This is a genomic window from Nonomuraea sp. NPDC059194 (genome assembly GCF_042754765.1).
GTDB lineage: Bacteria > Actinomycetota > Actinomycetes > Streptosporangiales > Streptosporangiaceae > Nonomuraea.
The window spans coordinates 55,802-73,890 of record NZ_JBHZBH010000002.1 but is presented as its reverse complement, the minus strand read 5'-3'; the positions used below and the strand labels follow the sequence as shown (position 1 = coordinate 73,890).

The window sequence follows — 18,089 nt, the reverse complement described above, 5'->3', positions numbered from 1 at the left end:
TGGCGGCGGCCGGAAAGGTCGGTGCGGACCACTAGGCTCGAAGCCTGCACATCCGGTCTCGATCGAGGAGGCGCCGCTCCATGCCGTCCAGCGACTCGTTTGTACACCTGCACGTGCATACCGAGTACTCCATGCTCGACGGCGCGGCGAAGATGAAGCCGCTGTTCGGCGAGGCTGCCAGGCTGGAGATGCCCGCCATCGCGATGTCGGACCACGGCAACATGTTCGGCGCCTACGAGTTCTACCAGGCCTCCAAGGACAGCTCGGTCAAGCCGATCATCGGAATCGAATCGTATGTGGCGCCGGAGAACCGGTTCGTCAAGAAGCAGGTCTTCTGGGGGCAGCGCGCCGAGACCGGCGTGGCCGACGGCGAGGGTGGCAAGGACGTCTCCGGCGGTGGCCGGTTCACGCACATGACCATGTGGGCCAAAGACGCGACGGGCCTGCGGAACCTGTTCCGGTTGTCGTCGCTGGCCAGTTTCGAGGGTTACTACTCCAAGCCGCGGATGGACCGTGACCTGATCTCCCAGTATTCCGAGGGAATCATCGCCACCACCGGATGCCCGTCCGGGGCGGTGCAGACGCGGCTGCGGCTCGGCCAGTACGACGAGGCGGTCAAGGTCGCCGCCGACTATCAGGACATGTTCGGCAGGGAGAACTACTTCCTGGAGTTGATGGACCACGGCATCGACATCGAGCGGGCAGTCCGCGCCGACCTGTTGAAGCTGGCCAAGCAGCTGAGCATCCCGCTGCTGGTCACCAACGACAGCCACTACGTCACCGAGGACCAGGCCGACGCTCACGACAGCCTGCTGTGCGTCGGCGTGGGCAAGAACAAGGACGACCCCAACCGGTTCCGGTTCAACGGCTCGGGCTACTACCTCAAGAGCGCCGACGAGATGCGCCGGTTGTTTCCCGAGCTGCCCGAGGCGTGCGACAACACGCTGCTGATCGCCGAGATGGTCGGCGACTACAGCGACGTGTTCACCTACGTCGACCGGATGCCGCAGTTCCCCGACGTGCCGGAAGGCGAAACTCAGGAGTCGTGGCTGCGCAAGGAGGTCGAGCGCGGCCTGGAGATGCGCTACGGGACTCCCGTGCCCGCCGAGGTGATGGAGCGGTACGAGACCGAGATGAAGATCATCGGTCCGATGGGTTTCTCCAGCTACTTCCTGGTCGTGGCCGACATCTGCAAGTACGCCCGCGACAACGGCATCGCGGTCGGGCCGGGCCGTGGCAGCGCCACCGGGTCGATCGTCGCCTACGCCACCCGCATCACCGAACTCGACCCGCTCGAGCACGGCCTGCTGTTCGAGCGCTTCCTCAACCCCGAGCGCATCAGCCCGCCCGACATCGACCTCGACTTCGACGACCGCCAGCGCGACCGGATGGTGCGCTACGTCACCGAGAAGTACGGCAGCGAGATGACCGCGCAGGTCAACACCTTCGGCACGATCAAGGCCAAGGCCGCCGTCAAGGACGCCGCCCGCATCCTCGGTTACCCATTCGTGGTCGGCGACAAGATCACCAAGGCGATGCCGCCGGACGTGATGGGCAAGGGCGTCCCGCTGTCGAAGCTGTTCGACGAGGAGCACCCCCGTTACGCCGAAGGCGCCGAGATCCGCGCCCTGTATGAGAATGACCCCGACGTGCGCAAGGTGATGGACACAGGCCGCGGTATCGAGGGTCTGATCCGCGGCACCGGCGTGCACGCCGCGGCGGTCATCTTGTCGTCGGCGCCGCTGCTGGACCTGATCCCCATGCACATGCGGGACAAGGATGGCGTGATCATCACAGGCTTCGACTATCCCTCATGCGAGGAAATGGGCCTGATCAAGATGGACTTCCTGGGTCTGCGGAACCTGGGCATCATCGATCACGCCATCAAGATCATCGATCAGAACCGGGGCGTCAAGCTCGACACCCTGACCATCCCCCTCGACGACGCCACCACTTACCAGCTGATGGCTCGCGGCGACACCCTGGGCGTCTTCCAGCTGGACGGCGGGCCCATGCGGCAGCTGCTGCGGCTGATGGAGCCGACCCGCTTCGAGGACATCGCCGCCGTGCTCGCGCTGTACCGGCCGGGTCCAATGGCGGCCAACGCGCACACCAACTACGCCCACCGCAAGAACGGCCGGCAGGAGATCGAGCCGATCCATCCGGAGCTGAAGGAGGCGCTGGAGCCGATCCTGGGCTCCACCTTCCATCTGCTGGTCTACCAAGAGCAGATCATGGCAATCGCCCGGGAGCTGGCCGGCTACACCCTGGGCGGCGCCGACCTGCTGCGCCGCGCGATGGGCAAGAAGAAGCCGGAGATCCTGGCCAAGGAGTTCGTCAACTTCCAGGCCGGGATGCGCGCCAACAAGTTCTCCGACGAGGCCATTCAGGCCTTGTGGGACGTCATGCTGCCGTTCTCCGGCTACGCCTTCAACAAGTCCCACACCGCCGGCTACGGCCTGGTCGCGTACTGGACCGCCTACCTCAAGGCCAACTACCCGGCCGAGTACATGGCAGCGCTGCTGACCAGCGTCGGCGACGACAAGGACAAGGCCGCCGTCTACCTGGCCGAGTGCCGCAAGATGGGCATCCAGGTACTGGCGCCGGACGTCAACGAATCCCAGCTGGACTTCGTCGCCGTCGGCGACGACAAGGTGCGATTCGGCCTCGGCGCGGTCCGCAACGTCGGCGAGAACGTCGTCGAAGGCATCATCAAGGGCCGCAAGAAGGGCCGCTATACCGACTTCAACGACTTCCTCGCCAAGATCCCGCTGACGGCCTGCAACAAGCGCGTCATCGAGTCGCTGATCAAGGCGGGCGCCTTCGACTCGCTCGAACATCCGCGCAAGGGCGTGCTGATGATCCACGAGCAGGCGGTCGACTCGGTGATCGGCATCAAGAAGAACGAAGCCCACGGTCAGGACTCGTTGTTCGGCGGCGACGAAGCCAGCGAGGACGAGACCTTCTCCGTCGCCATCCCCGAGTTGGAATGGGACCGCAAGGCCAAGCTGGACTTCGAGCGGGAGATGCTGGGCCTGTACGTCTCCGACCACCCGCTAGCGGGTACCGAACGGCTGCTGGCCCGCAACCGGGACACCACGATCGCCGACCTGCTCGACAGCGGCCGCGACGACCGCGCCGACGTCCGGGTGTGCGGGCTGATCACCAAAGTGGACCGGCGCGTCAACAAGGCCGGGAACGTGTGGGCGATCGTCACCGTCGAGGACATGGACAGCGCCGTGGAGTGCCTGTTCTTCCCCAAGAACTGGGAGCTGTACAGCCCCGAGCTGCGCGAGGACGCGGTCGTGTCGGTGGGCGGCCAGATCAACAACCGCGACGGGGCGATCAGCGTCTTCGCCAACGATCTGACCCCGATCGACGTCTCCGGCGTCACCAGCGACTCCGGCCACCCCATCACCATCCAGCTGCGCGAGGAACGCCTCAACCAGCAGTTGGTGGAAGAGCTGCGCAACGTGCTGAAGATGCACCAGGGCAAGGTGCCGCTGCGCATCAACCTGCGCAAGCCGAACGGTAAGGTCGCGGTTTTGGCGGTTCCGGAGTTCCCGGTCAGCTCTGAGCCGTCGTTCGCCGCCGATGTGAAGGCGCTGTTCGGGCCCGAGGCGATCGCGCTGTGAGCGGCACTCGGCGGGTGGACATCCTGTCTGCTTACCGGGCGCCCGCATGCCCGCGCTGCGGCCGAGACGGGCTGGTGCAGGCGCGCGTCCCGCACGGGTGGGCCAGCGCGAGCGGCGGCCGGGGCCGTTGGCGCCCTCGATGGCGAAGCGGCGCTCGGGTCATGCCGCGGCCCAGGCGGTGAGCTGGCGGAAGGTGCCGGAGTTGACGGTGAAGCGGCGTTGGCTGATCGGGTGGCCGGCGGCGTCAACGGCCAGGGCGGTGAGTGAGGACTTGTGCGGGTCGATTCCGATGGTGATCACGGGGGTGGGCTCCACAGTGGTCGACGACTTTGGGTCGGGCCGTGGCGGGCACTCTGACTTGAAGAATTGAGCAGGTCATGCCTCTGTCGAGCCACACCACGGCGGGGGCCGGCGGCATGGCACGCTATGAGTGAGCCAGCCACTAGGGCGGCAAGGAGCCTGCGGACCTGCGCCGACCGGCACCCTGAACGCTAAGGCTGCAGACCCTGGCGTCTGGCCTCATTCAACAAGTCAGGAGTGTTCGGCCACGGTTCCGGCCGGTCCCCGATCGTGGTCTGCCGCCTTGCCCTCCAAGCGGCTCAGGCCGGGGTCGAAGGGGCTGGAAAGCCCCTGGGAAGAACAGCCCCGAGCCCGAACGCGCGGAGCGCGCCACCGTGAGGGACCATGCCTTCCACTCCGGGGCGCTCAGTGGCGGTGGCGGCGGTGAGGGTGGTTGCGCTGAGGGCGGTCGGGGTGTCTGGTCATCCACCTGTAGAAGCGGCGGTACCGCTCGCGGTACTTCTTGACGAAGCGGCGGATCTCGGCGCGGCGGGCCGCGGCCTCCGCCTTGGCCAGGCCGGGGGTGTGGCCGCCGCCGAAGCGTGACATGTCGGGCCGGTGGAACGACGTCGCGCGGGTGTCGCGCAGCGCCGCCTCCATCGAGTCCACCCAGATCGGGCCGGGCAGCGACGCGCCCTGCACCGCGCCGTACGACTCGTCGCCGATCGTCACGCCGCGCAGCGGGTAGCGGTAGGAGCCGCGGATGTCGCCGACGCTCACCGCGGCCGCCAGGTCGGGGGTGTAGCCGGCGAACCAGGCCGAGGTGTAGCCGTTGTTGGTGCCGGTCTTGCCCGCCGCGGGCCTGCCGATGCTCTGTCCCTTCATCGTGCCCTTGGAGAACACCCCGGTCAGCACGTGGTTGACGGCGTCGGCCACGTCCCGTTCCATCGCCTGGGCGCAGGCGGGCCGTACGGCGGTGCGCAGCCCCTCCCTGTCGGTGATGTCGACGATCGCCATGGGACGGCAGTAGCGGCCGCGGGCGCCGAAGGCGGCGAACGCGGCGGCCACGGTGAGCGGGTCCATCTCGTTGACGCCGAGCGTGAAGGTCGGCACCTCGCGCAGCGGCTGCCCGTCGGCCCTGGCGATGCCGAGCGACTTGGCCGTCTGGACGACGGCGCACAGGCCGACCTTGCGCTCCAGCATCATGTAGAAGATGTTCACCGAGTTCCAGGTGCCGGTCTCGATGCTGTGCGGGCCGCCCTTGCCTTCGCCGCTGGCGTTGTGGATCGTCGCGGACGGCGCGTTGACGGGCCGGCCGGCGCAGTTGCGGTAGCCCTCGGAGGGGACGAGCGCGCCGGGTGTCTGGAAGCCCTGGCCGAAGCGCCAGCCCTGTTTGAGCGCCGTGGCCAGGGTGAACACCTTGAACGTCGAGCCGGCCTGCAGGCCCATGCCGCCGCCGTGCCGTACGTCGGCGGGCAGGTTGAAGGTGGTTCTCGGCCCGTTGTTCTTGTTGTCGGGGTTGCGGCCGAATCGTTTGCTGGCGGCCAGCGCCCTGATCCTGCCGGTGCCGGGCTCGACCATCGCCTCGGCCGCGACCTCGGTGTCGGCGGGGTGGACCCGCTGTCTGATGGCCTGTTCGGCGGCCCGCTGCGCGGCGGGGTCGAGGGTGGTGCGCAGCACGAGCCCGCCCCTGGACAGGCGGCGCTGCCGTTCGATGGTGGTGTCGCCGAAGACGGGGTTGGTGAGGAGTTCGCGCTGCACGTAGAGGCAGAAGTAGGGATACTCGCTCTCGGCGCACCCGCCGGGTTCGGGCCGCAGCCTGATGTTCAGCGGCTGCTTCCTGGTCGCCGCCGCCGTCTCCTTGGAGATCATGTTCAGGCCCGCCATGCGGTCCAGCACGATGTCGCGGCGCTCCAGCAGCCGCGCCTGCTGCTCTTTGCCCAGCGAAGGATCGGTGGTGTACGGCAGCCGCACCGCCCCCGCCAGCGTCGCCGCCTGCGCCAGTGTCAGCTTGGCGGCCGTGGTGGAGAAGAACCGCCTGGCCGCCGCCTCGACGCCGTAGGCGCCCGCGCCGAAGTAGGCGATGTTCAGGTACCGCTCGAGGATCTCGTCCTTGCGGTACTTGTCCTCCATGGCCAGCGCGTAACGCAGCTCGCTGATCTTGCGGGAGAGGCTGGGCGCGCGGGCGGCCTGCCGTTCCTTCTCCGTCTCGGCGTTCTCGACCAGGATGTTCTTGACCAGCTGCTGCGTCAGCGACGAGCCGCCCTGTCTGATGCTGCCCGCCTGGGTGTTGGTGATGACCGCGCGCAGCGTGCCCTTGATGTCGAGCCCGGAGTGCTCGTAGAAGCGGGCGTCCTCGATGGCCACGATGGCCTGGCGCATGACGGGGGCCACCTGGGCCAGCGTCACGGGCGTCCTGTTGGCCTCGTAGAACTGGGCGAACACCTTGCCGTTGCGGTCCAGCAGCGTGGTGAGCTGGGACAGCGGCTCCTCGCGCGGCGCGGGCGGCAGGTCGGTGAAGGTGGTGGTGGCGTCGCGCACGGCGATGGCGGCCCCGCCGACGGTGGGGGCCGCCATCGCCGCGGCCAGCACGCCGCCGAGCGCCCCCGCCATGCCGAGCCCGGCGAGGGATTTGAGCACAGTCACTCAGATGATCTGCGACGAGAAGACGGGGGCCAAACGCGTGCTTCAACAGCCTTTGCGATCAGCAAACGCGACCATGGCCTGACGGGCGCCAGGCGCCCCCGTCAGCCCTCCCGCTGGACGTTCAGGCCGAGCGAGCCGAACTGCTCGAACGGGCGGTGGTAGCCCCGCTCGATGTGCTGGACGCCGCGCAGCCTGGAGGCCCCGTCGGCCACCGCGGCGGCCAGCACCGCGGAGAAGCCCGCCCTGATGTCGGGAAGCATCACGTCGGCGCCGCGCAGCTTCGACACCCCGCGCACCACGGCCGAGTGCTTGGCGTTGGTGTCGTGGTAGCGGCAGGCGGGCCCGCCGAGGCACTGGTCGAAGACCTCGATCTCGCAGCCCATCTGCTGCAGCGCGGGCACGTACACCAGGCGGTTCTCGAAGACCGTCTCGTGCAGCACCGACATGCCCTGGCTCTGGGTGAACAGCACCATCAGCGGTGTCTGCCAGTCGGTCATGAACCCGGGATGGGTGTCGGTCTGGACGGCGGCCGAGCGCAGTCCCTCGGGTGGCGCGGTGGCGCAGATGTAGTCGTCGTTGATGTCGAACTGGGCGCCCATCCTGGCCAGCGTGGTGATCGCGGTGACCAGGCGGTCCTGCGGGCAGCCGTGCACGCGCACCTCGCCCCTGCTGATGAGGCCGGCGGCCAGGTAGGAGAAGGCCTCGATGCGGTCGCCGGCCAGCCAGGTCTGCGCGCCGTGCAGTTCGGGCACGCCCTCGATGACGATCCGCCGGTCGGGCGACAGCTCGATCCGGCCGCCCATGCGCTGCAGGAACAGCGCCAGCTCGACGACCTCGGGCTCCATGGCCGCGTTCTTGATCACGGTCTTGCCCTCGGCGAGCACCGCCGACATCAGGATCGTCTCGGTCGCGCCGACGCTGGGGTAGGGCAGCTCGATCCTGGCGCCGCGCAGCCTGGTGGCCTTGGCGTGGATGCCGTCCTCGCCGACCTCGACCTCGGCGCCCATCGCGCGCAGCGCCTCGACGTGGAAGTTGACCGGTCTGCGGCCGATGGGGTCGCCGCCGACCAGTGGAACGAACGCCTCGCCTGCCAGGTGCAGCAGCGGGCCGAGCATGAGGATGGGGATGCGGTTCAGACCGCTGAAGGCGGTGGGGACGCGGGGCCTGATCTCCCGCCCCTTGGCGATCCTGATCTCCTTGCGGGTGATCTCCACATGGATGCCGAGCGCTTCGAGCATCGCCGCGGTGATGCCGACCTCGCCGACCTCGGGGGCGTTGTGGATGGAGCTCTCACCGGTGCCGAGCATGGCCGCCACCATGTGCTTCGACACGCCGTTCTTGGATCCGCGGACCTCCACATCGCCTCGCAGCGGACCGGAGGGTTCGATCAGCCAGACCTTGTCTTCAATCACGGCACGAGCCTAGCCGGGGGATACCATCGAGCAGGTTCGGACACACTTGTGAGGGGGAGTGGCCAGGTGGGGCATGTGCGGGCTTTCGCGGTGACCGTTCTCGCGCTGGCCGCCCTCGGCGTCCCCGCGGGCATGCTGTGGTCGCTGCTCGCGCCGCGCGCGCCGTACGCGGTCGCGGGGGGCGAGGTCGTGCTGGCCGATCCCGCGACGCAGGCCCTCATCGCCGCCGACGGATGGTACGCCGTGGTCACCGGCGGACTCGCGCTCGTCTGCGCGGTCGTGGCGTGGAACCTGGCACGTGACAAACGCCTGGAGGTGCTGCTCGGGCTGGCGGCCGGCGGGGGGATCGCGGCCTTCGTCACGCAGTGGGTCGGCACCACCTTCACCCTCGGCGCGGTCACGGTGGAGGCCGCCGCCGCGGGTCCCGGCGTGAAGGTGGTCGCGGGCGCGCTCAAGCTGACCGCCGAGGGCGTGCTGGTGACCTGGCCGTTCGTCGCGGTCGGGCTCTACGGGACGATGGAGGCGATCGTGGCCTACCGCGAGTCGCCGCTGCGCAGGCCGTACGGGGAGATCGACCGGCTATAGGCCGGGGCGGCGGGCGCCGTACCCGGTGGCCTGCTCGAAGGCGCGCGCCACGCGCAGCACGCGGGCGTCGGCGAACGGGCGGCCGACGATCTGCACCCCCACGGGCAGGCCGGTCGGGGTGAACCCGGCGGGAACCGACGCCGCGGGAGCGTGCAGGACGCTGATCCAGTACGCCGAGCGCATCCAGGACAGGTAGTCGGGCAGCTTCACGCCGTTGATCTCGTCGACGTAGGGCCGTTCGACGGGGAACGGCGGCACCTGGCTGACCGGCGCGATCAGCACGTCGAAGGCGTCGAAGAAGGCGGCCATGCGCTGGTAGAGGCCGCTGCGCAGCTTCTCGGCGCGGGCCAGGTCGGCCCCGGTGACCCGGCGTCCCTGCTCGACGTTCCAGGCGGTGTTGGCGCCGAGCCCTTCGAGCTCGCCGAAGCTCAGCGCGTAGTACCAGGCGCGGTAGATCCTGAAGGCGTCGTCGGCGTCGGACAGGTCGAGGTCGACCTGCTCCACCCGGGCGCCGAGCCGCTCGAAGACCCCGGCCGCCGAGGCGGTCACGGCCGCGGTCTCGGGGTCGACGGGCAGCCCGCCGAGGTCGGGGCTGAAGGCCACCCGCAGCCCCCGCACGGAGGTCTCGGGATCGGGCGTGTACGGCTCCTTGATCGCGTACGGCGAGCGCGGGTCGAAGCCGGACATCACCGACAGCATCAGCTCCAGGTCCTCGACGGTCCTGGCCATCGGCCCCGAGACGGCCAGCGTGTACCAGGCCGCGGTGTCCGAGACGCCGGGCACCCGCCCCGGCGTCGGGCGCAGGCCGACCACGTTGCAGAAGCTCGCCGGATTGCGCAGCGACCCGCCCATGTCCGAACCGTCGGCCAGCGGGACCATCCCCGTGGCCAGCGCCGCCGCCGCGCCCCCGCTGCTGCCGCCCGCCGACCTCGACAGGTCGTAGGGGTTGCGGGTGGCGCCGAACACCTCGTTGACGGTGTGGGAGCCGGTGCCGAACTCGGGCGTGTTGGTCTTGCCGACCGTGATCGCCCCGGCCCTCCTGAGCCGTTCGACCAGCAGGTCGTCCTGGACGGGGACATGGTCGGCGAACAGCGGCGAGCCGTACGTGGTCCTGATGCCCGCGGTGTCGACGAGATCCTTGTGCGCGACGGGCACGCCGTGCAGCGGGCCCCTCGGTTCGGCGGCGGCGTCGGCCGCCTTGGCCTCCTCGAGCGCCCGCTCGGCGACCAGGGTCACGATGGCGTTGACGGCGGGGTTGACCCGCTCGATGCGCGCCAGATGGGCTTCGAGCAGCTCGACGGCGCTCACCTCGCGGGCCCGCACCAGGCGGGCCATCTCGGTGGCGGTGAGGTAGTGCGCTTCGGTCACTCTTGCGATCCTGCCGCATGCGTTCGCGGACGGCGATGGCAAGGTTTGCTACTAATGGGAAACCTGCTAAGTGGACTGCCACTACGACCCTGACCAGGCACGACAGTGGAGTGGCAGTCTGGCGAGCAGGTTTCCTGTTAGTAACCGGTCTTGGCGATGGACGCGGTGGCCGCGCTGGTGAGCTCGACCAGGTTCTTCGGCGCGGTCTCGATCTGCAGTCCCCGCTTGCCGGCCGAGAAGTAGATCGTCTCGAAGTCGAGCGCGGAGGCGTCGACCACGGTGGGCAGCCGCTTGCGCTGCCCGAGCGGGCTGATCCCGCCGACCACGTAGCCGGTGACCCGCTCGACCTTGGCCGCGTCGGCCATCGCGGCCCGCTTGCCGCCCAGCGCCGCGGCGAACGCCTTCAGGTCGAGCTTGCCCGCCACCGGCACCACGGCCACCGCGAGCCCGCTCTCCACCTCCGCCACGAGCGTCTTGAAGATCCTGTCGTACGGCAGGCCCAGCGCGTCGGCCGCTTCCTCGCCGTAGGCCTGGGCGTTGGCGTCGTGCTCGTAGGGGTGCAGCGTGAAGTCGAGCTGTGCCTTGGCCAGCGCGACCGTCGCGGGAGTGCCCTGCCCGCCCTTCTTCGCCTTGCTCACGGTCCCGATCGTAGAGGATCGGCAGGCCACGCATCGTGGGTGAAATATCACCGGCTGTCCCGCATTATGGACAGAACGGGTCGAGCTTGGGACAGTCCGTAGACTGTATGGGTGATTTCCCGTATCGACCTGCGCGGTTCTCTGCCCGGGAACCTGCGCGACGTGCTGCCCCGCGCCGAACTCGACGTCGAGGCCGCCCTGGAGAAGGTGCGGCCCATCTGCGAGGACGTACGCCATCGCGGGGCGGCAGCCGTGCGCGAGCTGACCGCCAGGTTCGACGGTGTCGAGATCCAGTCCGCCCGAGTCCCCGTCGAGGCGATCCAGCGCGCGCTGGACGAGCTCGACCCCAAGGTCAGGGCGGCGCTCGAAGAGGCGATCAGCCGTACCAGGAAGGTGCACCGCGACCAGCGGCGCGCCGACACCACGACCCAGGTCGTCCCCGGCGGCACGGTCACCGAGCGGTGGGTGCCGGTCGAGCGCGTCGGCCTCTACGTGCCGGGCGGGCGCGCGGTCTACCCCTCCAGCGTGGTCATGAACGTGGTCCCCGCGCAGGAGGCGGGGGTCGAGTCGCTGGCCGTCACCAGCCCCGCGCAGAAGGACTTCGGCGGGCTGCCGCACCCCACGATCCTGGCCGCGTGCGCGCTGCTCGGCGTGGACGAGGTCTACTCCGTCGGCGGCGCGCAGGCCGTGGCGATGTTCGCCTACGGTACCGAGGAGTGCGCCCCCGCGACCATGGTGACCGGCCCCGGCAACATCTGGGTGGCCGCGGCCAAGCGGCTGCTCAAGGGCGTCATCGGCATCGACTCCGAGGCGGGCCCCACCGAGATCGCGATCCTCGCCGACGCCACCGCCGACCCCAGGCACGTGGCCGCCGACCTCATCAGCCAGGCCGAGCACGACGTGATCGCCGCGGCCGTGCTGGTCACCGACAGCGTGGAGCTGGCCGAGGCGGTCGAGAAGGAGCTGCCCGGCCAGGTCGCCGCGACCCGCCACTCCGAGCGGATCGCCGAGGCGCTGGCGGGCAGGCAGTCGGGCATCGTGCTGGTCGACGACCTGGCCGCCGGGCTCCAGGTGGTCGACGCCTACGCCGCCGAGCACCTGGAGATCCAGACGGCCGACGCCGCCGCGTTGGCGGCGAAGGTCCGCAACGCGGGCGCGATCTTCGTCGGCGCCTACAGCCCGGTGAGCCTGGGCGACTACCTCGCCGGTTCCAACCACGTGCTGCCCACCGGCGGTTGCGCCTGCCACTCCAGCGGGCTGTCGGTGCAGTCGTTCCTGCGCGGCATCCACGTGATCGACTACACCCGTGAGGCACTCGCCGAGGCGGCAGGGCACACCTGCGTGCTCGCCGACGCCGAGGACCTGCCCGCCCACGGCGCCGCCATCCGCGCGAGGTTCGACTGGGAGATCCCCTCATGAGGATGGACGACCTGCCGATCCGCGACGATCTGCGGGGCCGCAAGCCGTACGGCGCGCCGCAGCTCGACGTGCCCGTGCAGCTCAACACCAACGAGAACCCCTACCCGCCCTCCCAGCGGCTGGTCGACGACCTCGCCGAGGAGATCAGGCGCGGTGCGGCGGCGCTCAACCGCTACCCCGACAGGGACGCGCTCGCGCTGCGCGAAGACCTGGCCGACTACCTGGGCCACGGCCTGACCCGCGACATGGTGTGGGCGGCCAACGGCTCCAACGAGGTGCTCCAGCAGATCCTGCAGGCCTTCGGCGGCCACGACCGCCGCGCGCTCGGCTTCGAGCCGTCCTACTCCATGCACCCGATCATCACCACGGGCACCAGCACCGAGTGGATCTCGGGGGCGCGCGAGGAGGACTTCTCGCTCGACGCCGACAAGGCGGTCGCCGCGGTCGAGGAGCACCGGCCCGACATTGTCTTCCTGACCTCGCCGAACAATCCGACCGGCACATCGCTCCCGCTGGAGACCATCTCCCGGGTGGTGCGGGCGGCCCCCGGCATGGTCGTGGTGGACGAGGCCTACGCCGAGTTCGCCCGCACCGGCACCCCGTCGGCGCTGACGCTGCTGCCCGAGCACCCCAGGCTGATCGTGACGCGGACCATGTCCAAGGCGTTCGCGATGGCGGGCACCCGGCTCGGCTACCTGGCGGCCCACCCCGCCGTGGTCGAGGCGATGCTGCTGGTGCGCCTGCCGTACCACCTGTCGACGGTCACGCAGGCGACGGCCAGGGTCGCGCTGCGCCACCGCGCCGAGCTACTCGGCACGGTCGACGCGCTCAGGAAGGAACGCGACGACACCGTGGCGTGGCTGCGCGGCAAGGGCTTGACGGTCGCCGATTCCGACGCCAACTTCGTGTTGTTCGGCCGGTTCGGCGACCGGCGCAAGATCTGGGAGGGGCTGCTCCAGCGGGGCGTCCTGATCCGCGAGGTCGGGCCGCCCGAGTGGCTGCGGGTGTCGATCGGCACCGGCGAGGAAATGACGGCATTCCGTGCTGCCCTGGAGGGGGTTCTGTGAGCGAGCGCACCGGTCGTATCGAGCGGGTGACGAAGGAGACGTCGGTCCTGGTCGAGGTGAACCTCGACGGCACCGGCGTCGTCGACGTCGCCACCGGGGTCGGGTTCTATGACCACATGCTGGCCCAGCTCGGCAAGCACGGTCTGTTCGACCTGACCGTCAAGACCGAGGGCGACCTGCACATCGACTCCCACCACACCATCGAGGACACCGCGCTGGCGCTGGGCGCCGCCTTCCGCGAGGCGCTGGGCGACAAGTCCGGCATCAGGCGGTACGGCAACGCCTCCTGCCCCCTGGACGAGGCGCTGGCCGAGGTGACCGTCGACCTGTCCGGCCGGCCCTACCTGGTGCACTCCGAGCCCGAGGGCATGGCGCCGATGATCGGCCCCGAGTACGACACGACGATGACCAGGCACATCCTGGAGTCGTTCGTCGCGCAGGCCGCCATCTGCCTGCACGTGCGCGTGCCGTACGGGCGCAACGCCCACCACATCGTCGAGGCCCAGTTCAAGGCGCTGGCCAGGGCGCTGCGCGCGGCCAGCGAGCTCGACCCGCGCGCGACAGGGGTGCCGAGCACGAAGGGCGTGCTATGAGCGACAACTGGACGGCGATCGCGATGGTCTTCGTCGGCCTGTTCCTGATCGGCGGCGTGGTGTCGCTGCTCAGGCAGGGCCTGAAGATCGGCGCGGCCGTCTGCGGAGTCGGCGCCGCGATGGCGCTGCTGGCGGGGGTGTTGTGGTGGTGACCAAGAACGTCGTCATCCTCGACTACGGCTCGGGCAACCTGCGCTCGGCCGAACGGGCGCTGGCCAGGACCGGCGCCCAGGTGACGGTCACGGCCGACTACGACGCCGCGATCGAGGCCGACGGCCTGGTCGTGCCGGGCGTGGGCGCCTTCGAGGCCTGCATGTCGGGTCTCAAGAGCGTCATCGGCGACCGGATCATCGGCCGTCGCCTGTCGGCCGGCCGTCCCGTGCTGGGCATCTGCGTCGGCATGCAGATCCTGTTCGAGCGCGGCGTGGAGCACGGCGTGGAGACCGAGGGCTGCGGCGAGTGGCCGGGCACGGTCGAGCGCCTGGAGGCCCCGGTGCTGCCGCACATGGGCTGGAACACCGTCAAGGCACCCGCCGACAGCGTGCTGTTCGCCGGGCTCGACGCCGGCACCCGCTTCTACTTCGTCCACTCCTACGCCGTGCGCGACTGGGAGCTGCATCCCGGGCCCGGCTTCACCTCGCCGCTGGTGACGTGGGCCGAGCACGGCGTGCCGTTCGTGGCGGCGGTGGAGAACGGCCCGCTGATGGCCACGCAGTTCCACCCGGAGAAGTCCGGCGACGCGGGCGCGGCCCTGCTGGCCAACTGGGTCGGCACGCTGTGAACGTACCGCCGCCCACGCGGCCCGAGGCCGCCCCGTGAGCAAGGAGCGGGCGCGGCGGCGGGCGGCCCGCGAGGCCGAGCGCGAGCGCGCGGCCCAGCTGAACGCCGCGCGCATGGCCCGCAGGTCGCGCAGGAGGGCGCTGGTCAACCGGCTCCTCCCGCGCCCCGTCCGCTTCGCCAGGCAGGGCGGTGTGCTCGCCCGCCGCCAGCGGGCCCAGAACACCGCCATCGGCCTGCTCTTCCTCGTCGTGCAACTGCTGGCCTGGCTGCTGTGGTCGTCGTGGCAGGTCAGCCTGGCCGTGCTCGTGCTCTCCCTGCTGTTCGTCCCTGTGATCGTCACGCTCGCCTTTGACCGGAGGACCTGAAGACCATGTCGTTCGTACTGCTGCCCGCCGTGGACGTCGTCGACGGCCAGGCCGTACGCCTCGTGCAGGGGGAGGCCGGCACCGAGACCGGCTACGGCGATCCGCTGACCGCGGCGCTGGCCTGGCAGGAGGCGGGCGCCGAGTGGATCCACCTGGTCGACCTGGACGCCGCCTTCGGCCGGGGCTCCAACAGGGAGCTGCTGGCCGACGTGGTCGCCAAGCTGGACATCCACGTCGAGCTGACCGGTGGGATCCGCGACGACGCCTCGCTGGAGGCGGCGCTGTCGACCGGCTGCCGCAGGGTGAACATCGGCACCGCGGCCCTGGAGAATCCGGCCTGGTGCAGGAGGATCATCGCCGAGTATGGTGACAAGATCGCAGTTGGTCTTGACGTGCGCGGCACCACGCTGGCCGCGCGCGGCTGGACCGAGGCGGGCGGCGATCTCTGGGAGGTGCTCGACCGGCTCGAAGCCGACGGCTGCCCGCGCTACGTGGTAACGGACGTGACCAAGGACGGAACACTGCGCGGCCCGAACCTGGACCTGCTGCGCCAGGTCTGCGATCGAACCGACAAGCCGGTCGTCGCGAGCGGGGGCGTCTCCTCTCTCGACGATCTCATCGCCCTCACCTCTCTCGCGCCCCACGGCGTGGAGGGCGCGATCGTGGGCAAGGCACTGTACGCGCAGGCTTTCACGCTGGAAGACGCCCTGATCGCGGTGCGCGGCTAGGGCATCATGAGGGAGGGACGCGTGATGGGCGCGAGCTGCGTGCGCGAGGGGTCGAGGGTCTTCTCGGGCGGCGTCTGGGAGGAGAAGTACGGCTACGCCAGGGCCGTGGTGGCCGGGCCGAGGGTCGTGGTCTCCGGATGCACGGCCACGGTCGGCGGCGTGGTGCAGCACGAGGGCGACGCCTACCTGCAGGCCATGACGTGCTTCGACATCGCGCTCGACGCGGTCGAGGCCGCCGGTCTGACCAGGGAGGACGTGGTCATGGTGCGCTATTACGTGGTGGACGAGCGCCACTACGACGCGGTCGGCACGGCGCTGTCGGAGGTGCTCGGGCACGTCAGGCCCGCGTGCACGGGCGTCCAGGTGGCGGGGCTGATCGACAAGCGGATGCTGGTCGAGATCGAGATCGAGGCGTTTCGGGCATGACGGTAGCGGTTCGAGTCATCCCGTGTCTGGACGTGGACGCGGGACGCGTGGTCAAGGGCGTCAACTTCGAGAACCTGCGCGACGCGGGCGATCCGGTGGAGCTGGCCCGCCGCTATGACGAGGAGGGCGCCGACGAGCTGACCTTCCTCGACATCACCGCCTCGTCGGGCGAGCGGGAGACGATGTTCGACGTGGTCCGCAGGACCGCCGAGCAGGTCTTCATCCCGCTCACCGTGGGCGGCGGCGTCCGCTCGGTCGACGACGTGAACAAGCTGCTGCGCGCGGGCGCGGACAAGGTGTCGCTCAACACCGCCGCCATCGCCCGCCCCGAGCTGCTGACCGAGGCCTCCAGGCGGTTCGGCGCCCAGTGCGTCGTGCTGTCGGTCGACGCCCGCAGGGCGCCGGGCACACCCTCGGGCTTCGAGGTCACCACGCACGGCGGCCGGCGCGGCACCGGTATCGACGCCGTCGAGTGGGCGGCGCGCGGCGAGGAGCTGGGCGTGGGCGAGATCCTGCTCAACTCCATGGACGGCGACGGCACGCTCGACGGCTACGACCTGGAGATGCTGCGCGCGGTGCGGGCCGCGGTCAGGGTGCCGGTGATCGCCAGCGGCGGCGCGGGACGCCTGGAGCACTTCCCCCCGGCCGTCGCCGCGGGCGCCGACGCGGTGCTGGCCGCCTCGGTGTTCCACTTCGGCACGCTCAAGATCTCCGAGGTCAAGGACACCCTCCGTACGGCCGGCCACCCGGTCAGGTAGCGGCCGTCGTCAGAAGATCCGCATGTGCTGCGACACCTCGAAGGCGGCGTCGCGCTCCTTGAACGCCGCCGCCTCCGAGCGCTTGACCGCCAGGTAGGCCTCGGCGCGCAGCGGCCCGAGCGCCGCCATGAGCAACGGGTCGGCCTCCAGGGCGTCGAGCGCCTCGTCGAGGGAGGAGGGCAGCCGCGGGTAGGCGCCCGGCCTGGTGTCGGGGTCGACGAGCACGGCCTCGCCAGGGTCCAGCTCGCGCCTGATGCCGTCGAGGCCCGCGTGGATGACCGCGCCCAGCGACAGGTAGGGGTTGGCCGAGGAGTCGGACGGCTTCAGCTCCAGGTTGGCCGAGCCCTGCTCGCCGACCGGTGAGCAGACCCTGACCGCAGCCTCCCTGTTGTCGGGCCCGTAGACGGCGTAGGCGCTCGACCACATGCGGGGCGCCAGCCGCCGGAAGCTGTTGACGCTGCCGCACGTCAGCGCCGTGAGGGCGGGAAGGTGGGCCAGCAGCCCGGCGACGAAGCGGGACATCAGCTCGGGCCGGGTGTCGAACAGGTTGGCGTGCAGCGCGGAGTCCCACAGCGACAGGTGCAGGTGGGCGCCGTTGCCCGCCTGGTCGGCGATGGGCTTGGGGGCCAGCGACGCCCACATGGACATCCGCATCGCCACGCCGCGGACGGTCTCGCGATAGAGGAGGTGGTTGTCGGCGGCCCTGAGGGCGGGCGCGTGCCGTATCGACAGCTCCTGCTGGCCGTGGCCGAGCTCGGGGTGGTAGTGCTCGACCCGCAGGCCCTGCGCCTCCAGGGCGCGGACCAGGGTGATCGCGTAGTCGTGGGCCAGGTCGAAGCCGGTGGTGGCGTAGCAGAGGCTGTCGTCGATCGGCACCAGCCGGTCGGGCCCGCCCGAGGGGTCGGGCAGGCGGCGGCCGAGGGTGAACTCGGGCTCGAAGGCCGCCACCAGCGCGTAGCCCTCGCTGTCGAGCTCGGCGACCGCGTCCTTGAGGAAGGTGCGCGGGCAGGCGCCCCACGGGGTGCCGTCCAGCTGGACCAGGTCGGAGACCATCGCGGCGGCGCCGGGAGAGTAAGGGAGGGGAACGAAGGTCGACGGGTCCGGCATGATCCGGACCTCGCCGACGGGCCCGAACTGCTCGACCTCCTGGAGTTGGTCGAGCATGTTCATCGCCATCATGGCCACCGTGTGACCGATGCCGGAGGCGAGCCGCTCGCCCAGCCGGGTGCGGGACGCCGCCTTGCCGCGGATCACCCCGCCGTGGTCGGCATAGAGGAACCGGACGAGCTCGATGCCCTCGGTCTCGGCCCGCTCGATGACGCTTCGGCGATCTCTCATCGATCGACTCTACGCTTTTCGATGTCAGGTCGGTGGCAACACGCACGACCCG

General features: G+C 70.2%; 17 protein-coding genes. 11 read left to right on the top strand and 6 right to left on the bottom strand.

Annotated elements, in window-relative coordinates; translation table 11 throughout:
• Positions 1–80: 80 nt before the first annotated feature.
• Entirely contained in the window at positions 81–3,635 is a 3,555-nt protein-coding gene (dnaE, locus tag ACFXJ8_RS03065; protein ID WP_379642123.1) for a DNA polymerase III subunit alpha, read from the top strand.
• A 159-nt stretch (positions 3,636–3,794) separates the two neighbouring features.
• Here the strand turns inward: dnaE and ACFXJ8_RS03060 are convergent, their stop codons facing one another.
• The 3 genes from ACFXJ8_RS03060 to murA all read right to left on the bottom strand — a co-directional run bounded on the left by ACFXJ8_RS03060 (position 3,795) and on the right by murA (position 7,972).
• Positions 3,795–3,935 carry a hypothetical protein gene (locus ACFXJ8_RS03060; RefSeq protein WP_379642122.1) on the bottom strand — a complete coding sequence of 47 codons (141 nt, stop codon included), beginning with the start codon at positions 3,933–3,935 and terminating at the stop codon, positions 3,795–3,797.
• A 405-nt stretch (positions 3,936–4,340) separates the two neighbouring features.
• Entirely contained in the window at positions 4,341–6,554 is a 2,214-nt protein-coding gene (locus tag ACFXJ8_RS03055; RefSeq protein WP_379642121.1) for a transglycosylase domain-containing protein, read from the bottom strand.
• Positions 6,555–6,661: 107 nt separating this feature from the next.
• Positions 6,662–7,972: a UDP-N-acetylglucosamine 1-carboxyvinyltransferase gene (gene murA, locus ACFXJ8_RS03050; protein WP_379642120.1), complete on the bottom strand. Its 1,311-nt coding sequence runs from the start codon at positions 7,970–7,972 to the stop codon at positions 6,662–6,664.
• A gap of 75 nt (positions 7,973–8,047) precedes the next feature.
• Between murA and ACFXJ8_RS03045 the strand changes: the two genes are divergently transcribed.
• A complete protein-coding gene (locus ACFXJ8_RS03045) occupies positions 8,048–8,557 on the top strand; it encodes a hypothetical protein (RefSeq protein ID WP_379642119.1) in 510 nt (169 codons plus the stop codon).
• Here ACFXJ8_RS03045 and ACFXJ8_RS03040 read toward each other — a convergent pair.
• Together ACFXJ8_RS03040 and ybaK are read right to left on the bottom strand one after the other, a co-directional pair.
• Complete coding sequence (locus ACFXJ8_RS03040) at positions 8,552–9,925, bottom strand: amidase (RefSeq protein ID WP_379642118.1); 1,374 nt, start codon at positions 9,923–9,925, stop codon at positions 8,552–8,554. The genes ACFXJ8_RS03045 and ACFXJ8_RS03040 overlap by 6 nt on opposite strands.
• 137 nt (positions 9,926–10,062) lie before the next feature.
• Positions 10,063–10,563 (bottom strand): Cys-tRNA(Pro) deacylase, encoded by a 501-nt coding sequence (ybaK, locus tag ACFXJ8_RS03035; RefSeq protein WP_379642117.1) that lies wholly within the window; start codon positions 10,561–10,563, stop codon positions 10,063–10,065.
• Positions 10,564–10,674: 111 nt separating this feature from the next.
• Here ybaK and hisD point away from each other — a divergent pair, with 111 nt between their 5' ends.
• The 9 genes from hisD to hisF are packed head-to-tail and all read left to right on the top strand — an operon-like array spanning position 10,675 to position 16,699.
• A complete protein-coding gene (hisD, locus tag ACFXJ8_RS03030; RefSeq protein ID WP_379642116.1) occupies positions 10,675–11,982 on the top strand; it encodes a histidinol dehydrogenase in 1,308 nt (435 codons plus the stop codon).
• The gene (locus ACFXJ8_RS03025; protein WP_379642115.1) at positions 11,979–13,049 is read left to right on the top strand and encodes a histidinol-phosphate transaminase; all 1,071 of its coding nucleotides are present in this window, start codon (positions 11,979–11,981) and stop codon (positions 13,047–13,049) included. Before hisD ends, ACFXJ8_RS03025 begins: the two co-directional genes overlap by 4 nt.
• Positions 13,046–13,642, top strand: coding sequence for an imidazoleglycerol-phosphate dehydratase HisB (hisB, locus tag ACFXJ8_RS03020; protein ID WP_379642114.1), 597 nt, complete (start codon positions 13,046–13,048; stop codon positions 13,640–13,642). The genes ACFXJ8_RS03025 and hisB overlap by 4 nt, the downstream gene beginning before the upstream one ends.
• Entirely contained in the window at positions 13,639–13,794 is a 156-nt protein-coding gene (locus ACFXJ8_RS03015) for a hypothetical protein (RefSeq protein ID WP_379642113.1), read from the top strand. The genes hisB and ACFXJ8_RS03015 overlap by 4 nt, the downstream gene beginning before the upstream one ends.
• The gene (gene hisH / locus ACFXJ8_RS03010; RefSeq protein ID WP_379642112.1) at positions 13,791–14,423 is read left to right on the top strand and encodes an imidazole glycerol phosphate synthase subunit HisH; all 633 of its coding nucleotides are present in this window, start codon (positions 13,791–13,793) and stop codon (positions 14,421–14,423) included. Before ACFXJ8_RS03015 ends, hisH begins: the two co-directional genes overlap by 4 nt.
• A 34-nt stretch (positions 14,424–14,457) precedes the next feature.
• Positions 14,458–14,787: a hypothetical protein gene (locus ACFXJ8_RS03005; protein ID WP_379642111.1), complete on the top strand. Its 330-nt coding sequence runs from the start codon at positions 14,458–14,460 to the stop codon at positions 14,785–14,787.
• 5 nt (positions 14,788–14,792) lie between these two features.
• Positions 14,793–15,515 carry a bifunctional 1-(5-phosphoribosyl)-5-((5-phosphoribosylamino)methylideneamino)imidazole-4-carboxamide isomerase/phosphoribosylanthranilate isomerase PriA gene (gene priA, locus ACFXJ8_RS03000; RefSeq protein ID WP_379642110.1) on the top strand — a complete coding sequence of 241 codons (723 nt, stop codon included), beginning with the start codon at positions 14,793–14,795 and terminating at the stop codon, positions 15,513–15,515.
• A 24-nt stretch (positions 15,516–15,539) separates the two neighbouring features.
• The gene (locus ACFXJ8_RS02995) at positions 15,540–15,941 is read left to right on the top strand and encodes a RidA family protein (protein WP_379642550.1); all 402 of its coding nucleotides are present in this window, start codon (positions 15,540–15,542) and stop codon (positions 15,939–15,941) included.
• Positions 15,938–16,699 (top strand): imidazole glycerol phosphate synthase subunit HisF, encoded by a 762-nt coding sequence (gene hisF / locus ACFXJ8_RS02990; protein WP_379642109.1) that lies wholly within the window; start codon positions 15,938–15,940, stop codon positions 16,697–16,699. Before ACFXJ8_RS02995 ends, hisF begins: the two co-directional genes overlap by 4 nt.
• A 9-nt stretch (positions 16,700–16,708) precedes the next feature.
• Here hisF and ACFXJ8_RS02985 read toward each other — a convergent pair whose 3' ends face one another.
• Positions 16,709–18,037 (bottom strand): glutamine synthetase family protein, encoded by a 1,329-nt coding sequence (locus ACFXJ8_RS02985; RefSeq protein WP_379642108.1) that lies wholly within the window; start codon positions 18,035–18,037, stop codon positions 16,709–16,711.
• Positions 18,038–18,089: the final 52 nt, after the last annotated feature.

What these genes read in the sequence shown, in the direction of transcription:
- dnaE (WP_379642123.1), top strand. Translation starts at nt 81, where the DNA reads ATGCCGTCCAGCGACTCGTTTGTACACCTGCACGTGCATACCGAGTAC.
- ACFXJ8_RS03015 (WP_379642113.1), top strand. Translation starts at nt 13,639, where the DNA reads ATGAGCGACAACTGGACGGCGATCGCGATGGTCTTCGTCGGCCTGTTC.
- priA (WP_379642110.1), top strand. Translation starts at nt 14,793, where the DNA reads ATGTCGTTCGTACTGCTGCCCGCCGTGGACGTCGTCGACGGCCAGGCC.
- ACFXJ8_RS02995 (WP_379642550.1), top strand. Translation starts at nt 15,540, where the DNA reads ATGGGCGCGAGCTGCGTGCGCGAGGGGTCGAGGGTCTTCTCGGGCGGC.
- hisF (WP_379642109.1), top strand. Translation starts at nt 15,938, where the DNA reads ATGACGGTAGCGGTTCGAGTCATCCCGTGTCTGGACGTGGACGCGGGA.
- ACFXJ8_RS03025 (WP_379642115.1), top strand. Translation starts at nt 11,979, where the DNA reads ATGAGGATGGACGACCTGCCGATCCGCGACGATCTGCGGGGCCGCAAG.
- ACFXJ8_RS02985 (WP_379642108.1), bottom strand. Translation starts at nt 18,037, where the DNA reads ATGAGAGATCGCCGAAGCGTCATCGAGCGGGCCGAGACCGAGGGCATC.